We start from the raw sequence: 26528 nt of genomic DNA, 5'->3' as shown, positions 1-26528 counted from the left end.
TATTGATTCAGAAGAAAACAAAAATAGAATGAAATTAGTTGAAAGTGACCAATAAGCTTAAGAAAATATGAAACTATCCGATTTTCTGTATAAGTGTAACCCCGTCTTAAATGAAGAGCGGGGTTATTTTTTTTGAAAGTGTTTTATTTAGAAGGAAATAAATCAGCAACGAAATTCAAAAAATTAATCATCATAACATATTGTATATGCCCGTTTTAATAAATTGAAATAATGATAAATGATATGTTCTTATTTTGAAAGTACACTTCACACGCTTAAGGAAGGAGTATTCTGTCAGAAAACGATAAAATACAATTCTGTTAGGGGATGTATGCAATTTATTCTCTTTATTTTTGCAACAGAACCACCTTCAAAATTATCTTTTGTAGTTGAAGTTTCCTGAATAATAAGTTACATTTTTAAAGTTCAAGCAACTTTATGAAAGTACAAAAAGGGGAGAAATATTATTATTATGCAAAAAATGAAATGGAAGAACTATGTATGTTACTTTGTAATTCTATTACTGCTTGGAACGGCAGTAATAGTCAAACCATCTATCTCTAAGGCTGAGGAATCTGAAGTTAATATTACATTGTTAGGTACTGCAGATATTCATGGTAGATTTATGCCTTGGGATTATGCGCTTGATGGAGCAAATATGAGTGGAAGTTTGACGCAGCTTTATACGGTTATAAAGAAGGTCCGTCAAGAAAATCCAAATACCATATTAGTAGATGCCGGGGATACAATTCAAGGAAACTCAGTAGAATTATTCAACGATAAGCCACAATCGCCAATGATGGTAGCGATGAATACAATGGGGTATGATGCCTGGGCATTTGGAAATCATGAATTCAACTTTGGATTAGATACATTGAAAAAAGTTAGTGAGCAATATAAGGGAAAAACGTTAGCAGGAAATATTTACAAGCAAAATGGAGAGCGCTTTCTTCCTGCATATACAATTGTAGAAAAAGATGGAATTAGAGTTGGGATTATTGGTATGAATACACCAATGATTAGTGATTTTGAAAAAGGGACAGATCACTTAGATGGTTTAGTGGTGAAAAATCCGGTAGAAGAGACGAAAAAGGCAATTAAGGAATTAGAAGGTAAAGTAGATGTAATGGTAGGAGTTATGCATATGGGATTAGAAAATGAGAATGGTATCCCTGGTACTGGTGTTCAAGATATTGCAAATGCTTGTCCGGAACTAAGCGCTATTTTTGCGGCTCACATGCATAAACTTGTAAAAAAAGAAGTTGTAAATGGCGTAATTATTACAGAGCCAGATAAATATGGAACACATATTTCACGTATTGACCTTACTTTTACAAAGCAAGATGGGAAGTTGGTTTTAAAAGATAAAACTGCTACCGCTATACCTGTAAAAAATGCTGATGGAACAACGATATTATCTGATCCTACACTTGAAGAAACACTAACACCTTTTCACGAATATGCGAGAGGAGATGCAAATGTTGTAGTCGCTCAATTAAAGGATAGAAATCTTGTTCCTGAAAATGAAATAAAGGGTATTCCAAGTGTTCAGATTCAAGAAACACCTTTATCAGATTTCTTTCATGAAGTCATGCTCTACTACAGTAAAGCAGATGTAGTAGCCCATCAAATTGATAATGATTATGCCCGTTTGGATACAGGTCCTATTAAGAAAAAAGATATTGCGTACAATTACCAATATGCCTTGGGAGAAATTACAGTATATAAGATTTCTGGAAAAGATTTAAAAGACTATATGGAATGGGCAGCAGGATATTTTAACTCATCTCGTGCCGGAGATGTAACCGTTAGCTTTGATAAAACCCGCCGTGCATCTAAATACAGTACGAACGATTTCTTTGGAGGCGTAAAATACGAAATTGACTTAACAAAACCATACGGAAGCAGAATTACAAATTTACGCTCTATTCGTACAAACAAACCAATCAAAATGAGCGATGTTATGACGCTGGGAATGAATGCATATAGAATGGAGGCTCTTCAGGCAAAAGGGGGAGCTTTAGAGGGGCGTAAGTTTGAACAAATTTGGTCATCTAAACAAGAGAATGCATTTGGAGAAACAGGTGGAACCATTCGTAACCTTGCTATTACATATTTAAAAGAGGTAAAGAACGGTGTATACACACCGAAAGTTATGCATAATTGGAAAATTACTGGTGTAGATTTACATTCTTCAGAGCATAAGGCTGTAGTTGATCTTGTGAATAAAGGGATTTTAGAAATTCCAAAAACAGAAGACGGAAAATACACAAATATAGCATCTATAAATACGAAAGATTCAATTACAAAAGAAGAGATTGTAGCACTCTCACAAAAAGCAAATATTAATCCAAATCAGTTTAAGCATATAAAAACAAAAGGTGAATTTTACAAAAAACTTAGTAGGATTACTAAAAAAATATAAATTATAAGGTTTCTTATAGTAATTGTTATTTTAATAACATTAAACCCACTCTTAATAGTAAAGAGTGGGTTTTTATGTTGTTATTTAGATGTAAGTGCACTTTTATTAGAATGAATATAGATAATTAACCAATTGGATGAGCGCCTAAAAGGACTCTTTTTTATTCAAATTAATGTTCATATGTGTTCCGTTCATTATTTATAATATTGACCACAATTTATGTAATTTTGCATAATGTTACATAAATTGTGTATTTTCTCTTTTTTCCGACAGAAATAGACAGTATACTTTGTACAAGCTTTCTATTTCAAAAATTATACGAGGTGAAATAATGAAAAACACAAAGACATTAACTAAGGTAGCATTAACAACAGGATTAGCTTTAACAGCTGTGGCACCATATGGGGTAGGTCATGCAGAGGAAACAGATCAGTTACAAGTTCAAATTCAGGAGGAATCGTTCCGTTCGGGTGAACTTACACAACCGTCACAAAAGGCACCAGAAAATGTAGTAAAGGATGCACTTAAGGAGAAAACAGAGCAAGCTCTGTCCCAAAAACAAGTCAATGGAGAAGCAGGAGTAGATTATAAAGTCCTTCAAAAACGTGGTTCGTATGATGGAACTACACTTGTACGTATGCAGCAAACATACGAAGGAAAAGAAGTATATGGTCATCAATTAACTGCACACGTAGATAATAATGGTGTTATTAAAAGTGTTTCAGGTGATAGCGCGCAAAATTTAAAACAAGAAGAATTGAAAAAACCTATTAATCTATCAAAAGATGAAGCAAAACAATTTATTTATACGAAGTACGGGAACGATATCAAGTTTATTACTGAGCCAGAAGTTAAAGAGGTTATTTTTGTTGATGAAAATAATGGACAAGCAAAAAATGCATACCAAGTTACCTTTGAAGCTGCAACACCAAACTATGTTTCTGGTACTTATTTAGTAAATGCACAAAATGGTGATATGTTAAAAAATATGGTACAAGAATCTAACTTAAAAGCCAGTGACAAACTAGTTGGAGCTTTAAAGAAAAGTAAACAAAGCAGTCTTACATCATTAACCGGAACAGGAAAAGATGATTTAGGTATTTCTCGTTCATTTGGTATCTCTAAACAAAGTAATGGTAAATATGCTCTTGCTGATTATACAAGAGGGCAAGGAATTGAAACATATGATGTGAATTACAGAGATATTACTAAAGAAGAAAGCTATTATCCTGGTACATTAGCGACTAGTACTTCGGCAACATTTAACGATCCAAAAGCAGTAAGTGCTCATTACTTAGCAACAAAAGTATTTGATTTTTATAAAGATAAATACAAGCGTAATAGCTTTGATAATAAGGGACAAAAGGTAGTTTCAGTTGTACACGCTTGGGATTCTGAAGAGACGAATGATCCGAAAAATTGGCAGAATGCATTAAGTGCTAATAATGGAAGTATGCTTGTATATGGGGATCCTATTGTTAAAGCATATGACGTAGCTGGACATGAATTTACACACGCTGTTACTTCTAGCGAATCTAACCTTGAATATTTCGGGGAATCTGGTGCGATTAATGAGGCGCTATCTGATATTATGGGAACATCTATTGAGAAATACGTAAATAATGGAAAATTTAACTGGACAATGGGAGAACAAACGGGATCTGTTTTCCGTGATATGGAAAACCCAGCTTCTGTTCCATCTTCACTAGGAGTACCTTATCCAGATGATTACAGTGAATTTAACGATTTTAATGGATGGGATCAAGGCGGTGTTCATTTTAATTCAAGTATTATTAATAAAGTTGCGTATCTCATTGCGAAAGGCGGAACTCATAACGGAATAACTGTTAAAGGAATTGGTGAAGATAAAATGTTTGATATTTTCTATTATGCAAATACAGATGAGTTAAACATGACTTCTAATTTCAAGGAATTGAAATCAGCATGTATTCGAGTGGCAACTAATAAATATGGTGCGAATACAGCTGAAGTTCAAGCAGTTCAAAAAGCATTTGATGCAGCAAAAATTAAGTAATTTAGAAATATAGTTTTCATTCATATATTAATACATTATGAAAAAACAGCTAATATCATTTTAAGGATATTAGCTGTTTTTTTACGTAGCAATGTATTATTGAAAATAAACTGACTAAGCAATAATGAGGCGCTTTCTCTTTAAGAAGTAGCGACAAATAAATAAGGTTTAAAGTGTATAAAAACAGAAAATTAATAATATATTGACCTCTTGATAGAAAGTCTATAAAATGAAAGCGATAACAAACGATTGCTTTAAAATGATTTCCCTGATCTTTTAGTATTTACAAATATATGAAGGCATAAACAAATCTATTTTTTTAAGCATTAATGCAAACGCTTTCGTATTAAAAGGTCATTGAAATACATACGTGAAAATAGCCAATATGGAGGTGAAGTAAAAGAGATTTCTAGATTAATTTAAGCAGTGTTATTCAGTGTAAGCATAATAAATCGTTAGTAATATTTGAAGAAAGGGTGTATGTGGTGCAAATTACAAAAAGATTAATTAATAAAACAGTTTTATTACTTACTTTAATCATTATGTTATCATCTGTTTTCTCCTTTCAGAGTGTGAAGGCAGTTTCAAATTCGAAAACAACTGAAATTATCATTCATTACAAAGAAAAGCTTGGAAATACAAAAGACTGGAATCTTTGGTTATGGGGAGAAAATGCAAATGGTACATCTTATGAATTTACTGGTGAAGATGAATTTGGAAAATACGCTAAGATAAAAATAGACGGTGACTATAATCGTGTAGGATTTATAGTTCGAACAAATGAATGGGAAAAAGATGGTGGGGATCGTTGGATTGAAAATATAAAGGACGGTCGTGCTGAAGTATGGATTCTTTCGGGTGATGAAAAAGTATATAACTCTAAGCCTTCATCGGATCTCTCAATTTAAAAAGCAACTATTGATAGTTTCAATGAAATTACTGTAACGACTAATGTCCCGTTTAATATTAAGGAAAAGAAAATTGAAATTGAAGGCATTAAAATTAAAAATATTACTCCTTATGATACAAACAGTGGAGATATTACTAATAAGGTTAAAATAATTACGGAACAGAAAATTGATTTAAAACAAACATACAAACTTAAAATAGAAAACTTAGCTGATACGAATACTGAAATTGGTAAAGTCATTCGTAGCGAGGAATTTGATAATTTATTTTATTATAGTGGTAACGATTTAGGGAATACATATACCGCGCAACATACAAAGTTCCGTGTATGGGCTCCTACTGCAAGTGAAGCGAAGTTAGTTACATATAAAAAATGGAACGATAAAATAGGTACTGAAATAAACATGCAACAAGGTGAAAAGGGAACTTGGACAGCAGAACTAAAAGGGAACCAAAAAGGGCTCTTTTATACGTATAAGGTCAAAATTGGTGATAAGTGGACTGAAGCAGTTGATCCGTATGCACGTGCTGCTTCTGTAAATGGAGATAAAGGTGCGGTTGTTGATTTAGAAGAAACAAATCCGAAAAAATGGAAAGCAAACAAAAAGCCAAAATTTAAAAATCCGGAAGATGCTATTATTTATGAGTTACATGTACGTGATCTTTCCATCCAACCTGAAAGTGGTATTAAACAGAAAGGGAAGTATTTAGGTGTAATAGAAAAAGGAACAAAAGGGCCAGAAGGTGTAAAAACAGGACTTGATCATATAAAGGATCTAGGTGTTACTCACGTTCAGTTTTTACCGATATTTGATTATGCTTCAGTAAATGAAGAGACTTTAAATGAACCGCAATATAACTGGGGATATGACCCTAAAAATTTCAACGTTCCAGAAGGCTCCTATTCTACAAATCCTTATGAGCCAACTGTTCGAATAACTGAATTAAAGCAAATGGTTCAAATACTACATGATAATAATCTTCGTGTGGTAATGGATGTAGTATATAACCATATGTATAACGCTGCTGAATCTAATTTCCATAAGTTAGTTCCAGGTTATTATTATCGTTACAATGAAGATGGAACATTTGCAAATGGAACTGGAGTAGGAAATGATACTGCTTCAGAAAGAAAAATGATGAGGAAATTTATGATAGATTCCGTCACATATTGGGCAAAAGAATACAATTTAGATGGATTCCGTTTTGATTTAATGGGTATTCATGATTATGAAACGATGAATGAAATACGTAAAGCTGTTAATCAAATTGACCCTTCTATTATACTACACGGAGAAGGATGGGATTTAAATACACCTCTTGCAGCTGAGCTGAAAGCAAATCAAAAAAATGCAGAGAAAATGAAAGGGATTGCTCATTTTAACGATAATATACGTGATGGGTTGAAAGGTAGTGTATTTGAGGAAAAGGAAAATGGTTTTATAAATGGAAAGGAAAACATGGAAGATCGTATTAAAAAAGGTATTACGGCAGGTATTGACTACGATACAAATTCGTCTACCTATCAAGATCCGGAACAGGTATTAACTTATGTGGAAGCACATGACAATCATACATTATGGGATAAACTTGAGTTAACTAATTCAGGTGACAGTGAAGAAGTGCGAAAACAAATGCACAAATTGTCTTCTTCAATTTTATTAACATCACAAGGAATTCCATTTTTACATGCAGGGCAAGAGTTTATGCGGACGAAATACGGTGATCATAATAGTTACAAATCTCCAGATTCAATTAACCAGATGGATTGGCTGCGCCGTGCAACGTTTAATAATGAAGTAGATTATATGAAGGGTTTAATAGAATTACGCAAAAAGTACTCAGCTTTTCGAATGACATCTGCAGAGCAAATAAAAACACACGTATCATTTATTGATGCTCCGAAAAATACTGTAGCTTATACAATAGAGGGGAATAAAAATGAATACTTTACAGTGGCTCACAATGCAAATAGAGAAGCTGTTGAAATAACACTTCCATCGAAAGGGCCTTGGAAAGTACTAGTAGACAGCAAGCAGGCGGGAAGTAAACCACTTTATGTTGTCCATGACAATAAAATTAAAGTTCCTGCATTAAGTTCATTTGTCTTAAAAACAGAGAAACCGATTAAATAAAAGCGAAGAATGTGGAAATAAATACTGCATTGAGCAAATTTAATAAGGATTGCAAATGAAAAAAGCGAAGTGAAGATTATTCTCACTTCGTTTTTAAAGTTAATGTAATATAATTTCACATACTGTAATTTCACATACTGTAATTATATTACAATTTAACAAAAGAAATAAGCAATAGATTATTTCTTTTGTGGCAGTAGGAGAAGAAGATATCTTTGAGTTTATTTATAAAATTATCTGAAATACATTCGTAATTCAGATAATGTTTATTATATATTCGAACATATAACGAACTAGATGTTCGAGTTGTATTAATTCCTACAAATCGTTTAAAAATAACAAAGGCGTAAAAAGTATATGGAATTAAAATAGAGAAAAGACACCATTCAAGGTGTCTTTTCTCTATTTTGAATATGAAATGTAAGTAACTCGATTCTATGTAATAGTATGTGATATTTTCACACTAACTGATTAAGAAAAATTTAAAACTCTTTTCTTAATCTATTTGTAATAAATTACATCATAAAATTTTATCAATATAATAAATAAAACTTTCTCAACATTATTTGATTTAATAACTATATTCAACCGCTCTCCAATCCATTACAATAATTTCACATTGGAAATACATGAATATTCTCAATGTTATAAATGGTTTATACCTTATAGGATTACTATGGGAAAGGATGTGAAATATCCAAAAAAAAATCATTTTTTATGATGAAATAAAAAATTTTAATGAAGAAAAAGTTATTTCATTATTTTCAAGTTTCGTTAAAGTGCATGTATTTATAATCACTATGAGACAAGGAACGGAATTTTAAAAAAATTTGAAGATTAGAAAATTGCATTTCAAAAATAAGTTAAACGTTTATGGAGGGTTATATGAGCGAGAAAATTTATTACTGGTCTCCGATTAAGCATTGGGAGAAGTTGCATAATGAAGTTTTGATAGGGGAAATGAGATTTACAGGTATTCTGTCTGAGTGGTTTCCTGATCTTTATTTTATGGCTCAAAAAGGTGTGAAAATCAGTGAACTAGTAGAGCGCTTTTCATTAGGAAATGTAGAAGAGACACAAAAAAACATAGAGCTCATGATAAAAAATCGTGTGTTAGTAAGTAACATATTACACCCAAGAGAAGTATTTTCTTCACAAGAAAAGATTTTTTCAAATCCATATAGCAACCAGATTCGCTTTTCTAAAGAAAAGTTAGATAAGTATATGAGTGAACAATTAAATCGCATGCACGTTGCTGCACGGTCGACCGAAATTCAACTTGAAACAACAAATGAGCTACCTACTATAATTAAGGAACGTAGATCTTGTCGTCAATTTGATATGGAAAAACATATTAGTTTTTCGGAATTTTCCCGATTCTTATCAACTCTAAAACAGGTTAGGGAAGAAAAAATATACTATCATTACGCAAGTGCAGGCGGGCTCTATCCCATTGATATCTTTGTTTATGTAAAACCAAAACGTATAGAGGGTATGAAAGCTGGATTTTATTATTATAACCCATCAAAAAATAGTCTTGTGATTGTAAATAGCATTGATCAAGTAATCAAAAGTGATCATGAGTTAATTAATCAGGATTTATTTACTCAATCTGCCTTCTCAGTTTATTTGGTTTATAATGCGAACGCTTCCATCCCGAAATACGGTTCAGATGGATATTTATTTGCTTGTATTGAGTCAGGCATTATCACTGCTACCTTAAATATGGTTGCTGAAACATTAAATTTAGGGGTTTGTTCAGTTGGTCATATGAAATTTGAAGATATTCAGCAATTTTTATGTTTGGATAATCATCAAGTGTTTCTCCATGGGCTTGAAGTTGGCTTAAAAATTAACGAGTAGAAGAAATGAATATTAGGGGGATAAAGATAAAAATGCACATTAAAGATCGAAGTTCAATTCATGAAAATAAAGAAGTAGAAGCGTTTTGGAAGGAGCAATTATCTTCCGAGATTCTCGATTTTTCTGTATTTAAATTTAATAGCGATTACCAACTAAATAAAGAAACACCTTGTGAGTACGTTCAAGTCATAGTAAATGTAGAATTTAGTAAAAGTATACAAAAAATAAGTAAGTCTCAAGATTTATTATTATTTAGCTGGTTTCAAGCCGCTTTAAGGGTTTGTTTGGCACATTATACAGATCAAGAAAGAATTACTATTGGTATTCCTATAATTGAAAAGAATCTTGAACAAAGTGAGAATCTTAATAAGTTGATTCCTTTAGGAAGTGAAATCCATCCGCATCACACCTTTAAACAATTAGTAAATGAGATTGAACAAACGACTTTATTCGGGTATGAAAATCAGGAGTATCCGCTCTCTGAATTATTAGTTAAACACAATTTAACTCCTTTTCAAATTGTAATCGGGATGGAAGGATTACATAATGAAAATTCGCTAGAAGAATACGCAGAGAATAATTTAGCCCTATGGATACGAAGAAAATGGAATGAAATACATAATGAATTTGAATTTCAAATTTCTTGTAAGTCCCGTTCATTCTCTTCTTTGCAACAGTTTGCCAATTCGTATTGTTATGTTTTAAAGCAAGTTTCACAAAATCCGAATTTGGCATTGAAAGATATTTGTATTATTGCAGAAGAAGAAAAAGAGTTGTTAGAAGGATTGAATACTTTTCAAACGGGCATAGACTTGTTTCAATCATTTCAAGATTTGTTTGAAGCGCAAGTATTAAAAACTCCAGATCAAATTGCTGTTGTTTGTAATGATCAATCTTTGACATATAGAGAATTGAATAAGAAAGCGAATCAATTGGCTTCTATTCTTCAAAGTAAAGGTGTTTCAAAAGAAAGTATTATTGGCGTTATGGTAGATCGGTCATTAGAAATGATTATTGGTATGATGGGGATTTTAAAAGCAGGAGCAGCGTATTTACCAATCGACCCTAACTACCCAACTGAACGAATTGAATATATGTTACAAGATAGTCAAGCAAAATATTTACTTAGTAAGCGAACAGAGGAAGTATTGCCGCAATTTGCGGGTGAAGTACTGTATCTTGATAAAGAATATCTTTTCCAAGGTGAAGAAAGTAATTTAGTACGAGAACATAATCCTAATGATTTGGCTTATGTTATTTACACATCAGGATCGACAGGAAATCCAAAAGGGGTAATGATAGAACAAAAATCGCTAGTTCATTTTTTAAATGTAATGAGAGAAAAAGTAAAAGCTAATCAATCATTCTTGTTTCTTGCTAGTGTATCTTTTGATATTTCCTTGTTAGAAATATGTCTTCCTTTAACGCAAGGTTCAAAAGTAGTAATTGCTACAGAGGAACAGTTTGCAACAAAAGAATTGGCTCATTTGGTCAAAAAACATAAGGTGGATTTATGGGAATCAACGCCATCGCGAATGGAAGTGATTTTGAGTGATCCAGAAGGGGCAAATTTTCTAAAAGATTTAAAATCTATTTTATTAGCAGGAGAAGCATTTTCCATTGATTTGGTTGAAAAAATTCGTTGTATCAGTGAAGCAACAATTTTAAATATTTATGGTCCCACAGAAACAACCATTTGCGCAACAGTAAAAGACTTGAGCACTTCCAAAGAAGTTACGATCGGCAAACCAAATCCGAATTATCATTCCTATATATTGAATAAGTATGGCCAATTAAAACCATTTGGAATTCCCGGTGAACTCTGCATTGCTGGAGTAGCGGTAGCACGAGGGTATCTTGGTAAAAGTAAACTGACAGATGAAAAATTTGTACAGAGTCCTTTTGCGGCAGGGGAAATGATGTATCATACAGGTGATCTCGTTCGTTGGTTGCCTAATGGAGAACTTGAGTATTTAGGTCGAATGGATCATCAAGTGAAAATTCGAGGGTATCGGATTGAATTAAGAGAAATCGAAACTCAATTAAGGGAATATCCAGAAATAAACCAGGCTATCGTTGTTGATCAAGTGTATGGAAATAGGAAATTATTAGCTGCCTACTATGTATCGGATAACAAGGTGTCTTTTGGTGAAATCAGAAAATATTTAAGTGATAAATTACCTGAGTTTATGATTCCTGAAAAAATGATTCAGGTAGAAGAGATTCCATTGAATCCAAATGGAAAAGTGGATAGAAAAAGGTTATTGGATATAACCCAAACGGATTATGTATCAATTCCATACGTTGCCCCGCGCAATGAAATTGAACAAAAATTGGTGCGTGCGTGGGAAAAAGTTATGGAGATTGAGGGAATCGGTATTCATGATAATTTTTTTGCATTAAAAGGAGAATCCATTAAAGCACTTCAGGTAATTAATTTATTAAGAAAAGACTGCTTAAAAATAAGTACAACAGATTTTTTTAAGCACCCTACAATCGCTCAACTGAGTTCTTGTGTAAAGTTAGAGCATAAAGAAGAAAACTTTGAAAGTAAACCAACTCATGTTAAAGATTTGTCTAATCCATTCTCCTTAACAGAAGTTCAGACAGCGTATATGTTAGGAAGGAATTCACAGTTTGAATTAAGTGGTATTTCCCCTCAAACATATTTTGAATATGAAACAGCATTGGATATCAATCGTCTTTCAAAAAGTTTTCAAAAGGTGATCCATCGTCATCCAATGTTGCGAGCTGTAATTTTACCAGAGGGAAAACAGCAAATATTACAAAGCGTTCCTGATTACGAGATTGAAATAGAGAGTCTCATAGATTTAGATGATAGGAATCAACATGCTCGCTTACAAGAAGAGCGTTCTCGAATGACTAACCATGTATTCCCTTTGGGGCAATGGCCTTTGTTTGAATTGAAAGCTTTTCTTTTAAAAGAAGACACGTATTTATTATGTTTTCGATACGATGCTTTATTAATGGACGGAGCAAGCATGAACATTGTTGGACAGGATTTGTTGCATTATTATTATAAACCAAATCAAAAATTAGAATCTTTATCTTTTGATTTTCAAGATTATATGTTTATCTATGATGAAATGGAACAAAGCGAAGAATATAAAACAGCAAAAGATTATTGGACAAGTAAGCTTCCTGACTTTCCGTTTGCACCTTCTTTGCTGTTAAAAAAGGATCCAGCAGAGATTGCTACTCCTAAATTCCAATCACTTACAAAAATCCTGGATAATAAAAAATGGACAAAGCTACGAAAGTTAGCACAAGAGAAAGAGGTAACGCCTTCCGCTCTACTTTGTACAATATATGGTGATGTGTTGGCATATTGGAGTAATCAACGTCGATTAGCAATTAACTTGACTGTATTTAACCGTTATCCTGTTCATGATGAAGTAGAACAGATTGTTGGAGATTTCACATCACTTATTTTATTGGATGTTGATGTAAAACCAGAGCAAACTTTCTTTACTAGAGTAAAAGAAACGCAAGCTACTTTATTAGATGGCCTTGAACATCGTCATTACGATGGAGTTAACTTTATTCGAGATTTTACTCGATATCATCAAATGACGCCAAAAGCAGTTATGCCAATCGTTTTCACCTCGATGTTAGCAGGTGCAGGTGCTTTCTCTTGGGAACAACTTGGTTCTCTTCGCTATATTCATGCTCGGACTCCACAAGTGTATTTGGATAATGTAGTAATTGAAAAAAATGGAGAGTTACTAATTAGCTGGAACTATGTTGAAGAGTTGTTTGATGTTGATGTAATAGAAGCAATGTTTTCCCAATTTGTTGACTTATTGGAACAATTGGTGAAACAAAGCGATATAACATCTTTGCAGATGAAAGAATCGGATCAAATTTTAATTAAGCAATACAATGAAACAACAGAAAAAATACCTTCAACTACTCTGTATCAATTATTTACAGACCAAGTAAAACGTACACCGGATGAAGTAGCAGTGGTATTTGAACAAGAATGGTTAACATACACGGAACTTCATAAACGCTCCAATCAAATTGCCCACTTCTTAAAAGAGCAAGGCATTGGTCTAGGTGACAAAGTGGGTCTTTTAGCAAAAAGGCGAGTTGACACAATTGTTAATATGTTAGGTATTTTAAAAGCAGGTGCCGCTTATGTTCCGATTGATCCCGATCATCCTTTAGATCGCCAAACATATATTTTAAAAAATAGCTCATGCAAGCTTTTATTAGAACCTAGTCTTTATGAAGAAAATCATTTGTCATTTTATACAACAGAAGATATGCCCGCTATTGCTGGTCCAGAAGATATTGCCTATATTATATACACTTCAGGAAGTACAGGAAAACCAAAAGGAGTAATTATTACTCACCAAGCGGTTACAAATACTATTCAAGACATAAATCAAAAATATGAGGTGAATGAAGATGATCGTATTATTGGTATCTCTTCCATGTGTTTTGACCTATCTGTATACGATATTTTCGGAGCTTTAAGCACAGTAATGATTCGTGATCCGAGAGACATGCAAGAATTAATCCGCACTGTCGAACGTAGAGGGATTACAATTTGGAATACAGTGCCTGCAATCATGGATTTGGCATTGGATCAAGTAGGTTCTCATTTTGAACATTCTTCTTTACGTTTAGTTTTACATAGTGGAGATTGGATTCCGCTTTCTTTACCAGAAAAAATAAAACGACATTTTCCGATTGCAGAAGTAATTTCACTAGGAGGGGCAACAGAAGCATCGATTTGGTCAATTTATTATCCGGTCAAACAGGTGGAATCACATTGGAATAGTATTCCATACGGGATGCCCTTGGCAAACCAAACGTATTATGTGTTGAACTATGAAAAGAAAATGTGCCCTGTTGGTGTAATTGGAGATTTATATATCGGGGGAGTGGGCCTTGCTAAAGGATATGTAAATGATGAAAAGAAAACAAATGAAGCGTTTGTGTCACATCCTGATTTTGGTCTTATATACAAAACAGGAGATTGTGGAAAAATGCATTCTGAGGGATATATTGAATTTTTAGGCCGCCAAGATTACCAAGTGAAAATTCAAGGATATCGAGTAGAGTTAGAAGAAATCTCTCATTGTCTTCTAACTTATAAACAAGTCGAACATGCTGTCGTAATTGATCAAACAGATGAGAACGGAATGAAATTTTTAGTTGCATATGTGGTAACTGAGCAAAATATTAGTACAACAGAAATACGAAAGCATTTGCGAGATCACTTGCCAGATTATATGATTCCTTCTTATTTTGTTTATTTGGACCAATTACCCCTGACTCCAAACGGGAAATTAGATAGAAAAGCGCTCCCTACTCCGGAGAAACAAAAAAATGAAGTATTTATTGCCCCAAAAACTGAAATGGAAAAAATATTAACTAGTATTTGGCAAGAAGTACTCAAAATAGATCAAGTTGGAGTAAATGATCATTTCTTCGCCTTAGGTGGAGATTCGATAAAAGCGATTCAAGTGTCCGTTAGACTGTATCGACAAGGATTCGAGCTTGAACCAAAAAATCTATTTTCATTTCCTATATTAAGAGATATGGTTCAATTTGTTAAAAAGCTAGACCAGTTTTCAAGTTCACAAACAAATGATGTAAATATAATGAACGATAATAAAGCTACATTACTAAATGTTAAAGATAAACAACTTAATCAACATACACTTACCAAAATACAAGAAAAAATGCCGGATATAAAAATAGAACGTATTTACCCGCTAGCACCTTTCCAGGAAGTTATTTATGAGCATGCTACGAATGAACCTGATACAAATGCATATTTTGAACAAACAATTTGGGCACTTGAGGGGGAGCTGGATATTAAACTCTTTATTCAGTGTTTCCAACAATTAGTTGATCGTCATGATTCTTTAAGAACAATAATTGTGCAAGATGAACAAGCAAAACCTTGGCAAGCTGTTCTATATGATGTTCAAATAAATTCAGAAATAAAAAACTTGATTGAGATGACGAAACAAGAACAGCAAGAATTCCTAAAACAGTGGATGAATGAAAATTTAAGTCGAGGATTTAAAAATGATGAACTTATGACACGTCTCTGTATATTCCAACTAGGTAATAACGAGCATAAAGTAATTTGGAGTTCCCATCATCTATTATGTGATGGTTGGAGCGTCAGCATTTTGATAGACGAATTATTCCAGCTCTACGAAACTACAAATGCCGGAACTACGGCGGGGTTACCTATGGTAAAACCTTTTGAAACATTTATAGATTGGACTTTGGCACAAGATCATGAGAAAGCACGTCATTTTTGGCGAGATTATTTATCAGGATACAATCAGAAAATTAGTATTCCTAAAAAGAAAGTCCCATCTAAAAGTGAAGGGTTAAACTTCACTTTTATGGATTTAACATTAGACAAGGATTTGACTGATCAGTTACAGACATTTGTAACTAAAAATAATATAACTATGAATACAGCATTACTAGCTGTATGGGGAATATTGCTTGGCAAATTTAACGGAACGAGAGAAGTAGTATTGCCTAATCTAGTATCAGTCAGACCTCCCGAAGTAGAAGGAATTGAAAATATGTTCGGTCTGTTCACAAATGTTTTGCCTATCCGATTAGCATGGACAGAAACGCAATCTTTTGTGGACTTCTTGCAAAAGGTACAACTAGAGACATTGAAATGTAATGAGTATGCATACTATTCATTTGTTGATATACAAAAGCAAAGTGAATTAAAAACTGAGTTGACTGACCATCTTTGGGTTTTTGAAAACTATCCAACTAATCCAGCAATCTTTTCTTCAAATGAAAACAGACATTTTGCTATCACGGATTACGAAGTTGTTGATGAGCCACATGTAAAGTATGGAATTATGTGCTTCCCTGAAGAAAGACTTACAATAAAGTTTGGATATGATCAAACGGTATATGAAGCAGAGAAAATACAGGAAATATTAAATCAGATCCATGGGTTAATCAACACGATTCTTCAAAATCCAATACAAACAATTTGTGATTACAAATTATAAAAAATGAAAAGGCGAGCAAGAACTCGCCTTTTTAAATAGAATAGGAGTAAATCAAATGACAAAAAAATTACAGTTATCAGCCGAAGAAATGCGTCAGTTAGGATATCAAGCGGTTGACTTGATTGTTGATCATATGAATCATTTAAAAAGTAAACCAGTTTCAGAAACGATTGATAGTAATATTTTTAGAGACAAGCTAATTGAAACGATTCCGGAAAACGGATCTAATCCAAAAGAATTACTTCATTTTCTTAATAACAATGTGTTTAATCAAATTACTCATGTGGATCATCCTCATTTTATGGCTTTTGTGCCAGGTCCTAATAATTATGTTGGTGTATTAGCAGATTTTTTAGCAAGTGGGTTTAATGTATTTCCTACAGCTTGGATAGTAGGTGCAGGTGCCGAACAAATTGAATTAACGACAATTAACTGGTTAAAATCAATGCTAGGATTCCCTGATTCAGCTGAAGGACTATTTGTCAGTGGTGGTTCCATGGCTAATTTGACTGCACTTACTGTAGCGAGACAGGTCAAGCTGAATAATGACATAGAAAATGCGATTGTTTATTTTTCTAACCAAACTCATTTTTCTGTAGATCGAGCACTTAAAGTATTAGGTTTTAAACAGCATCAAATTTGCCGAATTGAGACAGATGAAGACTTAAAAATTTCAGTTAGTACTTTAAGAAAACAAATAAAAGAAGATCGATTAAAAGGGAAAAAACCATTCTGTGTTATTGCTAATGCAGGGACAACGAATTGCGGAGCGGTGGACTCCCTCGATGAATTGGCTGATGTATGTGGTGATGAAGATATATGGCTACACGTGGATGGGGCTTATGGGGCTGCAGCAATTCTCAGTGAAAAAGGAAGGGAGTTATTAAGTGGAATTCATCGTGCCGATTCTTTAACGTTAGACCCGCATAAATGGCTTTTTCAGCCTTATGATGTTGGTTGTGTACTTATTCGAAATAGCCAATATTTAAGTGAAACATTCCGTATGATCCCAGAGTATATTAAGGATACAGAAACTAATATAGAAGAAAAAGTGAATTTTGGGGAGCGTGGAATTGAACTTTCTCGTAGATTTAGAGCATTAAAGGTATGGCTTTCTTTTAAAGCATTCGGAGTTACAGCTTTTCGTGAGGCAATTGATCATGGCATTATGCTAGCTGAACAAGTTGAAGAGTTTTTAAGGAAAGAAAAAGATTGGGAAGTAGTAACACCTGCCCAATTAGGAATTGTTACTTTTCGTTATATTCCATGTGAGCTAACATCTACAGATACAATTCATGAAATAAACAAAAAATTGGTGGAAGAAATTAATCAAAGAGGATTTGCTATGCTAAGTACGACTAAATTAAAAGAAAAAGTAGTAATTCGACTTTGCTCTATCAACCCAAGAACCACAAAAGAAGAAATACTTCAAATCATGATGAACATAAAAGCGTTAGCAGAGGAAATAAACACATCGCCTAAACATCTTATATCTGTTTCTCAACCTTAATATATTAGGCGGATTTTACATATTAATAGCCGATTCTTATTTAGAATCGGCTATTATATTTAAATGATAAATACATATATACTATTTATAAGCGTTTCTCTTGTAATGGGATTAAGCCTCAACCTTGGATACTCGTTTGAAACCAGTCTTTATTGCTTGTACTATTTCGTTCACAGCATAAATAGATATATCGGCATTTGGATTTAACCCTTCAAACCAGTGATAGGCATTTGGATATAAATGAAACTCCACATCAACACCAGCTTGTGCTAGTTTGCTTACATAGGTTAATGTTTCGCTGCGGAATGGATCTAATTGACCAACAAATGTGTAAGTATACGGTAAGTCACTATAATCCCCAGCTCGAGAAGGTGCTGCATAGGCAGGGATTTGATCCGTTCCATACATTTCTCCTAAATACATTTTCCAGCCAGCTTCATTTGCCTTTTGGTTCCAAACAAATCCCTCTTTAATTTCATTTGCTGAAGGTGTATCATTTCTGTCATCAATCATTGGATATAGTGGCATTTGTAAACAAATTGAAGGATATTTTCGATCTCGGGCTAATAATGATAATGCTGCTGTTAGTCCACCGCCAGCGCTTACTCCTGCAACCCCAATTCGATTCGAATCAATGTTTAATGACTTTGCATTATCAGCAATCCATTTTAAAGCTGAATAACAATCCTCAATTGGTGCTGGGTAAGGGTGTTCAGGTGCTAAGCGGTAGTCTACAGACACGACCACACAGCTAGCTTCTTTTGCAAACCTCATACAAGTATCATCGTTATCATCTATCGACCCTAAGATATAACCTCCACCATGTATCCATAATAAGACAGGTAAAGATTCATGATTTGATTTTGGACGATAAATTCGTAATGGTAACGGATTATCATCAGGCCCAACAATGACTTTATCTGTTAAAGAAAGAGAGTCATCAACAACGGTAGGTGGTCTCATTTGAGCTATTCCTTCTCTGATTGATTGCAAATTTTCTGGGCGTAAATCGAGATCCGGAAACATCTCTAACCCTTGTAATAATTCTGGATTTACTCTAGTTTTCATTTTAGCACCTCTATTTGTAATTGTTTTCAAATAAATGAAGTGTATTCTAAGTAGTTTAATTGTGAAAGAACACCACAATTAAATTGTAAATTGGATATGTTATAACGGTCAACAGAATATTCGGAAATTAAAACCTTTCTCAAGAAGGAGTTTCATGCAATTAATAATACAAGTAGCGGATTTAAGAGCAAAGTGTTTTAATGTCGTTGTAATTATGTACATTAGAAAAATTTCTTTTCTAGACTCATGAAGAATTATAAAAAGCAAAATTTTATAGATAGTTATTTTAAAAATAAACAAAAAGAGAAGAACTAACCAATGTTCTTCTCTCTTTTTCATATGTAATTAGGGTATCCATAAATGTAAATACGGATGGTATAGATTAATGGATGAATAATTTATTTTTAAATTAATAACGTAATAAATAAAGATTTTTGTATGTAATATTGCATATACAGGGACCACTGGTGAAAATGCTGAGCAATGTTTTTCCACATGGTAAATTAGTTCCTTAGTTATTTATTTTATTTCATTTTCAATCGTGTAAGGCTTGGGGCTAAGATTTACAAAGGTGACTAGTAAAAAATATAACAATATAAGTATAAGATTTTGTACTTAGTAATCTCACAATTTAAGACCTGTCATTGGATAAGTGCAGGGAGTTCAATCGATTTTGAATAAAATTGATAGTATCAGTTGCAATTTTTTTACGTTTAAGAACTATCCCGGCATGCCCACATGTATAAATATATCGTGTAGGCCTTTCCCAAGATTCCCACAAGTAGTCTGTATCCTCAGAATGCACATATAGATCGTGTTTACCTGAAATTAATAAAATATTTTCTTTTTTTACTTTTGGTAATGCTTGACTCGGTTCAGTGATTTTCCAATAATCTATTAAATCATCATACGTTACACCATGATGTTCCAAGTCTTCTCTAATAAATTTACCTGGAGTTGTATTCCAAATTGAATAAGAGAGTCGATTTGCATAGAAAACGGATGCTAACACATCAATTTCTTCTTCAACAAGAGAGGTTAAGTTAGTAATAAATCCACCTAAACTAATTCCTATTAGAATCAGGGGACCATTTTTATTTGCTTTAATCCATTTAATCAAAGCTCGTAAATCAGCTACCGCTTGTCTAGTTGCTTGTACTGTTCGTTCAATATTTGCACTTACCATATACTCTCCACTGAAAAAGGATTGATTGGGTTTTCTTTCAAAATGATAGGGTAGAGTGAAATAATACATATTCCACTTCAGGCTGGTCATATGATCGTGGAATATTTTTTTCACACGTTCGTTAGAATCCATTCTCCAACCGTGAACAAAGATAACATGAGGTGCATTTTCATTTTTATGTAAGAATAATTCCCCAGTTACAGAGTCGTTGCGTGAATCACCGGATTGAACCGAGCTTTTATATTTGAATTGCCCAACCATGTATTCCTTTTCCTGTTTTGAGTGCTTAAAGTTAAAATGAATATAGGATGGTTTTACTTTATAAAAAGATTCTATGTCCTTTATATTTAATGAAGTGTTAGAAAGGGAAGTATACTGAAACGCTACACTTCTTTTTTTATGTAAATCATACAAGGCGTACCAATCAATGAGTTTTGAAAAAATCAAATTAACCTCCTCCAAAATACATATTGTTTAAAACATGGACAAAATTTATGGTGTAAATTAATTATAAAATATTCTCTTTTCCTAATAGTAGGTGATAAATTTGTATATCATATTATAAAGCTTGCAATAAAATAAAACTATAAATAAATTATACTAAAATCTAAAAAGCAAGTTAATATTCTTATTCATATAAGAGAATATTAACTTGCTTATTTTCATATTAAAAGATGCACCTTTTAAAGCGACGTGATTTGTATGAGATACAGTAACTATATTAAAATCCCTATATAGATAAACAAATAGGTTTCTCTATATTTATTGTTTAGAAATTATACAGTAAATATTTTTTGTGCTACATACATTAAATTAATCTTAACTTTTATATAAATTTATTAAACGGAATAACTCCTTACCAATATTCAAAAACGGCTGCGTTTTTGAATTTGTGTTCTAGCTTTTCTGAAACAGGTAAATAACTACACATAAACTCCTTATATCTCTAGTTAAACTACCGATTAGCTCCATATAAACTCTAGATAACCTATATAGAATACAAGATATCAAGGAGGTAAGAAAAAATGAATTTTATGAAACGAGCAATTCTCAGTATGAAAAAAAGGATAGGAACATCATTAATTTTGATGGCAGTTTTTCTGATTGTTACAAATTTGGTTCTTTCAGGTTTCACAATCCAAAATGCGTCAAAAAAAGCAGCGGATGCTGCGAGAAAAAAACTTGGTGCAGATGTTACTTTAGGTCTTGATTTCGACAAGTTAGGTCAAAAAGCTAAGGAAACTGGAGAAATGCCAAATCCACCGCAGCTCGATACAAAAGAAACAGATCAATTAGCGAAATCCAAGTATGTAAAAGACTATAATTACATAGCTAACACTTTTGGTATTTCTGATGGACTTAAACTAGTAGGAGCTTCAGAAGGAGAAGAAGAAGGAAAAGGTAAAGCCGGAATGGCGGCTGTGCGAGGCGGTTCAAGCTCTGGTACAGAAATAGATATGAATGCTTCTTTTATGATTGAGGGAGTTCGCAAGACTGCATTACAAGAAAGCTTTAAAAACGGAAAAAGTAAAATCATTGATGGAAAACCAATTACAGAGCAAATGAAGGATCAGAATGTAGCTTTAATGGAAAAACGATTAGCGGAATTAAACAATTTGAAAGTAGGAGACAAAGTTAAAGTGCAATCAGGGGATAAGAAGGAAACCCTTGAGGTTGAAATTATCGGTATTTACGAAACAAATGAGCAAGCAATGGGTCAACAGGCTCCTCCTATTATGGATCCAGCTAATAAACTATATATGCCGCATTCAACTATGAAAAAATTAGAAGTAGACCAAGGTATAAGTAGTGTTCAAGTCGTGTATTTCTTGAATGATCCACAATATATTGATGCATTTAAAAAAGAAGCAAAAAAATCTAATATTGATTTTAATTATTATAAATTAGATGCGCATGATTCATTGTACAAGCAAATGATTGGTCCTATCGAAAATATCTCTTCGACTTCTCAAATGATCATTTATATTGTATCGATTGCAGGTGCGATCATTTTAGGATTAATTATTATGCTATCAATTAAAGGGCGTCGTAAAGAAATGGGAATTCTATTGTCTATTGGAGAGAAAAAGTGGAAACTGATGGCGCAATTCGTAGTAGAAGTAGTGTGTGTCGCTATTTTAGCATTTGGATTATCCATAACAACAGGAGCTAAAGTTTCTCAATATATCGGGGATAATTTACTTTCGAATGAAATTGCTACTGCAAGCGAAGAAACAGATACCTCGCAACATGGTACTGTAATGATGGCTGGACCCGGTGGTACTCTACAAAATCAAAAAGAAGATCCAATTGATAAAATTGATGTAAGTGTAACAGGAGAAGATGTAGGAAAAATGGGTGGAATTGGACTAGCTATTGCTATAATAGCAACGCTTCTTCCAGCATTATCTATTCTACGTTTAAACCCAAAACAAATTCTTTTAAAAGATGAATGAGGAGGCTCGATATGGAGACGATTTTACAGTTTAAAAATTTGGATTATTATTATGAAAGTAACGGAAAAAATGTAGCGATACTAGATAATGTTAACTTTTCTTTTCAAAAAGGACATTTCTACACGATTTTAGGACCATCTGGATCTGGTAAAACTACAACTCTAAGTTTAGGTTGTGGACTAGATGTCCCTAAAAATGGTTATGTACTGTATAATGGCAAAGATATTAGAAAAATTGGTTTGGATCGATACCGTAATCAAAATGTATCTGTAATTTTCCAATCTTATAACTTAATTACCTATATGACCGCTCTTCAAAACGTCTTAACAGCAATGGAAATTACAGGTGTTAAAGTGCAAAATAAAACAGCAAGAGCATTAGAATTATTAGAGAGGGTAGGACTCTCAGAAGCTGAAGCGAAACGAAACGTCCTGCAACTAAGTGGCGGGCAACAACAGCGTGTAGCAATCGCTCGAGCACTATCTTGTAATGTTGATTTACTAATTGCAGATGAGCCGACAGGAAATCTCGACGAGGAAACCGCAATGGATATAATAGAACTGTTTCAAGAACTTGCACATAAAGAGAATAAATGCATTATTGTTGTGACTCACTCACAGGAGGTTGCTAAAAAATCAGATCGTGCAGTGTATTTAAGTAAGAAGAAGTTGGTCATAAATGAAATCTAATATAAATATCGTAGTTATTTAATTCACATAATTTTCAAAAACTAGATCTTTCAAAAGCTTATATTTGATTTATAATAAAATCAAGCCATAATCAAAATGGTCTCCCTGTACTGAATGTTAAAATAGTTTGTTGTTCCCGTTTTAATAATATTTGAAAAAGAACTTGTAGAATATCCTACAAGTTCTTTTTATTATAATTGGTTACCGATATCATGGGATAATTACACATGAAAAACGAGACAATACCTAGATATATAATCTAAATGCTGTCCCGTTTACCTGTGTATCTGTATAGTTATTGCAGAATTAAACCTACAATCATAATTAAACTAAATACTATCATCCAACCAAACGCGCAATAGCCAAAAATTCTAATCCATTTAGGTAATTGATTCATGTTAATTTTATTTGAGGGAACTCCTTGCATAGAAAACATCATTTTTTGATCTCTATCTCTATTATTTTGTTGTTCATACATACTATCATCACCTTTCCAGAACTATTGTGTTTATAGTATATCAGCCTAAAGAAAATTATGTACAGCATAAGAGGGGATAGCATAAATATTATGTGGTGAATTTTATAAATAAACGCATTTAATTGCCATGGTTCTAAGCGCTAATCCGTTATAAATTCTGAAAAAGAGCCCTACATAAATAGGACTCTTTTTCTTCAAATATTAAGTTGCTGGATATACATCAGAACTAAGGTAACGTTCTTTTATACTTTGAAGATGATGAAGCTCATGACCAGCAATGATGTATGCTAATGCACGAACTGTAACTTCAGAATTATTCGCATTTCCTCTTTGTGACCAAGCTTCTTTATCTAAGCTTCTAAGTAAATACAGGGTAGATTGGCGAACAACTATTAAATTCTCAAGAAGATCTTGCATAGATTGCTTATCAAAAGCAGCTCTAAGAACATACATATCATCAAATGAAAAACCTGTTAATAAGTTTATACTTACTACAAAAACAAACAAACTCGTCCTATTTAAAGGAGAGTTTGTTTGTTTTTGTGTTTAGATAATGGAATGCTCATGCGAAATTGCACACTATGTTCCATATTTTTTATTGAATACTTTATATCTAGCGTTTCAAGAATTTGTTTAACAATATATAACCCCAAACCACTTCCTCCAGTATTTCGATTTCTTGATTTTTCAATTCGATAAAATGGTTTGAAAATTTGTTGTAAATCTTCATCTTTAATATTGATACCTGTATTTATAATTTGCATTTCGATTTGACCTTGTTTCGAATCCTCACTTAACTTTATATAGACTTTTTCATTATGTGGTGAATACATAACCGCATTGTGAATAATATTTTTACATGCTTTTTCTAAAAGAGCACAATCTGTATAAATAGAAGGGTCAGAATCAATTTCTTTTATTATTTCGATGCTCTTTTGAGAAGCAAAAAATTCGAGATCTTTTGTAATTGTACCTATTAATTTTGAAAGATTAACTTTCTCTACTTTTAGTTTGAAGGTGTGTTGTTCTAATTTCGATACACTTAAAATTTCACGAACTAATTGTTCTATACTTTCAATAATTTGATGATTTTTCTTTAAATATTGATCGCGATTTTGATAAGGGCCAATATTGTATATCATCCCTTCTAAGTATCCTTTCATTACAGTAAGAGGGGACTTTAATTCATGTGCTACAATCGCAAAAAACTCTCTGCGTTTTGTTTCTATTTCTCTTTCTTTTTCAATATCATTTTTTAATTGTTCATTTGCTTTTTTTAAATCAAACATAGCTTGTTGTAAGTTAATAGACATGTCATTCAAACTATTAGACAATTCTCCTAACTCATCTGTAGAGCGAACCTCAATTTTTTCGGAGAAATCTAAATTTGCCATCTTTTGTGCACCTTCATTAATATAAATAAGTGGCTTTGTAATAAACCTGGAATAAAAATAAGCACTCCCTATACCAATTACGAGTACAATGATACTAATATAGGGGAGAAAGCGTACTAAAACTTGTGAAGCTTCATCAATCGGTTGAAATGTAGCAAACACTACAAGTGTTAAACTACCATCTTGAAATTGAATTGGTTTCGTAACGTTATATGAATTGCTAAGGGTACCTACATTCTCGAACCGTGTTGCTCTGGTAACTACTGTTGTTTGCGAACCACTTTGAGTAAAAGAAAATGAAGGAGAGTATTTAATTATTCCCTCATTATTTTGAAGATAAAGCATCGCATTATTTTTTTTTGCATATTCATCAAAAAGTGGTATCGCATCTTGAAACGTAAGATCTTTAGACTTATCAATGATTTCTTTTATTCCTGTTTGAAGTTGATCTGTTTTGTATTGCTCATAAAATGTAGGGAGAAAGAAGTATAAAGTTAAATAAATCAATACTGCAAAGGATAACAAAATGAGAGATGTAGTCATAAAGAGTTTATAAGTAATTTGCTTCATTTTCATGAGTTTCACAATACTATTCATCAATTTTATAACCAATACCCTTTATTGTTTTAATATAAGGGATAGCTAATTTTTTACGTAGATTTTTAATATGTGTATCAATAATTCGTGTTTCTCCAAAATAATCGTACCCCCAAACTTTCTCTACGATATTTTCTCTTGTAAGTACTTTTCTCTCATTTTGAAATAGTAGTTGTAGAATTTCAAACTCTTTTGTCGTTAATATAATTTCAACGTCATTTACATACACTCTATATGCATCCACATCGATACGAACTTCTTTAAATATCAAATGATTATTTACATTTTTATCATAACTTCTTCTAAGTACAGCTTCGACTCGTCTAATCAAAACATGAAATGAAAAGGGTTTTGTTATATAATCATCGATCCCAAGATCGAATCCTTTCATTTGATCTTCCTCTTCTTCCAACGCAGTTAGCATAATAATTGGTACGTTTGACTGACTTCGAATCATTTTAGAAACTTCAAACCCATTAAGATTGGGCATCATAACATCTAGAAGAATTAAATCAAATGATTGCTTATTAAATTGTGTCATACCCTCTAGTCCATCTGAAGCGACTACCACTGTATACTGCTGTGTCATTAAAAATTGTTTAATTAATTCCTGAATTTCTTGATCGTCCTCAACCACGAGGATATGATAATTTTTCATAATATCACCTCTGGTAGTCATTATAGCCGTACAATCTGGAGTTTATGTGGAGATACAGTAGTAAACTTCATAGGACGTTTACTACCAA

Annotated in this window: 12 protein-coding genes and 2 pseudogenes; 8 read left to right on the top strand and 6 right to left on the bottom strand. The window is 32.8% G+C overall.

Translation table 11 applies throughout. The features are described from left to right. The first annotated feature begins 472 nt into the window (after positions 1-472). The 6 genes and pseudogenes from ATL10_RS09315 (at position 473) to ATL10_RS09290 (ending at position 17914) form a co-directional block, all read left to right on the top strand. Positions 473-2425 carry a bifunctional metallophosphatase/5'-nucleotidase gene (locus ATL10_RS09315; protein ID WP_001171091.1) on the top strand — a complete coding sequence of 651 codons (1953 nt, stop codon included), beginning with the start codon at positions 473-475 and terminating at the stop codon, positions 2423-2425. A gap of 331 nt (positions 2426-2756) precedes the next feature. After that, the gene (locus tag ATL10_RS09310) at positions 2757-4460 is read left to right on the top strand and encodes a M4 family metallopeptidase (protein ID WP_110496797.1); all 1704 of its coding nucleotides are present in this window, start codon (positions 2757-2759) and stop codon (positions 4458-4460) included. 485 nt (positions 4461-4945) lie between these two features. Then, positions 4946-7504: pseudogene (gene pulA, locus ATL10_RS09305) on the top strand (type I pullulanase). 885 nt (positions 7505-8389) lie between these two features. Next, complete coding sequence (locus ATL10_RS09300) at positions 8390-9367, top strand: SagB/ThcOx family dehydrogenase (protein WP_016512704.1); 978 nt, start codon at positions 8390-8392, stop codon at positions 9365-9367. Between the two features lie 32 nt (positions 9368-9399). After that, positions 9400-16404, top strand: a complete 7005-nt coding sequence (locus tag ATL10_RS09295; protein ID WP_142669944.1) for a non-ribosomal peptide synthetase — start codon at positions 9400-9402, stop codon at positions 16402-16404. A 55-nt stretch (positions 16405-16459) separates the two neighbouring features. After that, a complete protein-coding gene (locus ATL10_RS09290; protein ID WP_000162820.1) occupies positions 16460-17914 on the top strand; it encodes a pyridoxal phosphate-dependent decarboxylase family protein in 1455 nt (484 codons plus the stop codon). A gap of 111 nt (positions 17915-18025) precedes the next feature. Here the strand turns inward: ATL10_RS09290 and ATL10_RS09285 are convergent, their stop codons facing one another. Further along, positions 18026-18982 carry an alpha/beta hydrolase gene (locus tag ATL10_RS09285; RefSeq protein ID WP_097923856.1) on the bottom strand — a complete coding sequence of 319 codons (957 nt, stop codon included), beginning with the start codon at positions 18980-18982 and terminating at the stop codon, positions 18026-18028. A gap of 631 nt (positions 18983-19613) precedes the next feature. Then, positions 19614-20615: an alpha/beta hydrolase gene (locus tag ATL10_RS09280; RefSeq protein ID WP_097923854.1), complete on the bottom strand. Its 1002-nt coding sequence runs from the start codon at positions 20613-20615 to the stop codon at positions 19614-19616. 578 nt (positions 20616-21193) lie between these two features. Here ATL10_RS09280 and ATL10_RS09275 point away from each other — a divergent pair. Beyond that, the gene (locus tag ATL10_RS09275; RefSeq protein WP_016512707.1) at positions 21194-22624 is read left to right on the top strand and encodes an ABC transporter permease; all 1431 of its coding nucleotides are present in this window, start codon (positions 21194-21196) and stop codon (positions 22622-22624) included. Between the two features lie 11 nt (positions 22625-22635). After that, complete coding sequence (locus ATL10_RS09270) at positions 22636-23313, top strand: ABC transporter ATP-binding protein (RefSeq protein WP_000447851.1); 678 nt, start codon at positions 22636-22638, stop codon at positions 23311-23313. A 295-nt stretch (positions 23314-23608) separates the two neighbouring features. Here ATL10_RS09270 and ATL10_RS09265 read toward each other — a convergent pair whose 3' ends face one another. From ATL10_RS09265 to ATL10_RS09250, 4 genes and pseudogenes are all read right to left on the bottom strand, one after another. Next, on the bottom strand, positions 23609-23791 hold the full coding sequence (locus tag ATL10_RS09265) for a hypothetical protein (protein ID WP_097923852.1): 183 nt from the start codon (positions 23789-23791) through the stop codon (positions 23609-23611). Positions 23792-23992: 201 nt separating this feature from the next. Beyond that, a pseudogene (locus ATL10_RS09260) lies at positions 23993-24268 on the bottom strand (DinB family protein); the annotation flags it as partial. 41 nt (positions 24269-24309) lie between these two features. Further along, positions 24310-25782 carry a sensor histidine kinase gene (locus tag ATL10_RS09255; RefSeq protein ID WP_100910213.1) on the bottom strand — a complete coding sequence of 491 codons (1473 nt, stop codon included), beginning with the start codon at positions 25780-25782 and terminating at the stop codon, positions 24310-24312. Beyond that, positions 25775-26440 (bottom strand): response regulator transcription factor, encoded by a 666-nt coding sequence (locus ATL10_RS09250; RefSeq protein WP_000800739.1) that lies wholly within the window; start codon positions 26438-26440, stop codon positions 25775-25777. The genes ATL10_RS09255 and ATL10_RS09250 overlap by 8 nt, the downstream gene beginning before the upstream one ends. Positions 26441-26528: the final 88 nt, after the last annotated feature.

Origin of the sequence: Bacillus sp. 196mf (assembly GCF_003217275.1) — a bacterium.
Taxonomy (GTDB): Bacteria; Bacillota; Bacilli; order Bacillales; family Bacillaceae_G; genus Bacillus_A; species Bacillus_A thuringiensis_S.
This window is presented reverse-complemented; position numbering and strand designations above follow the sequence as displayed.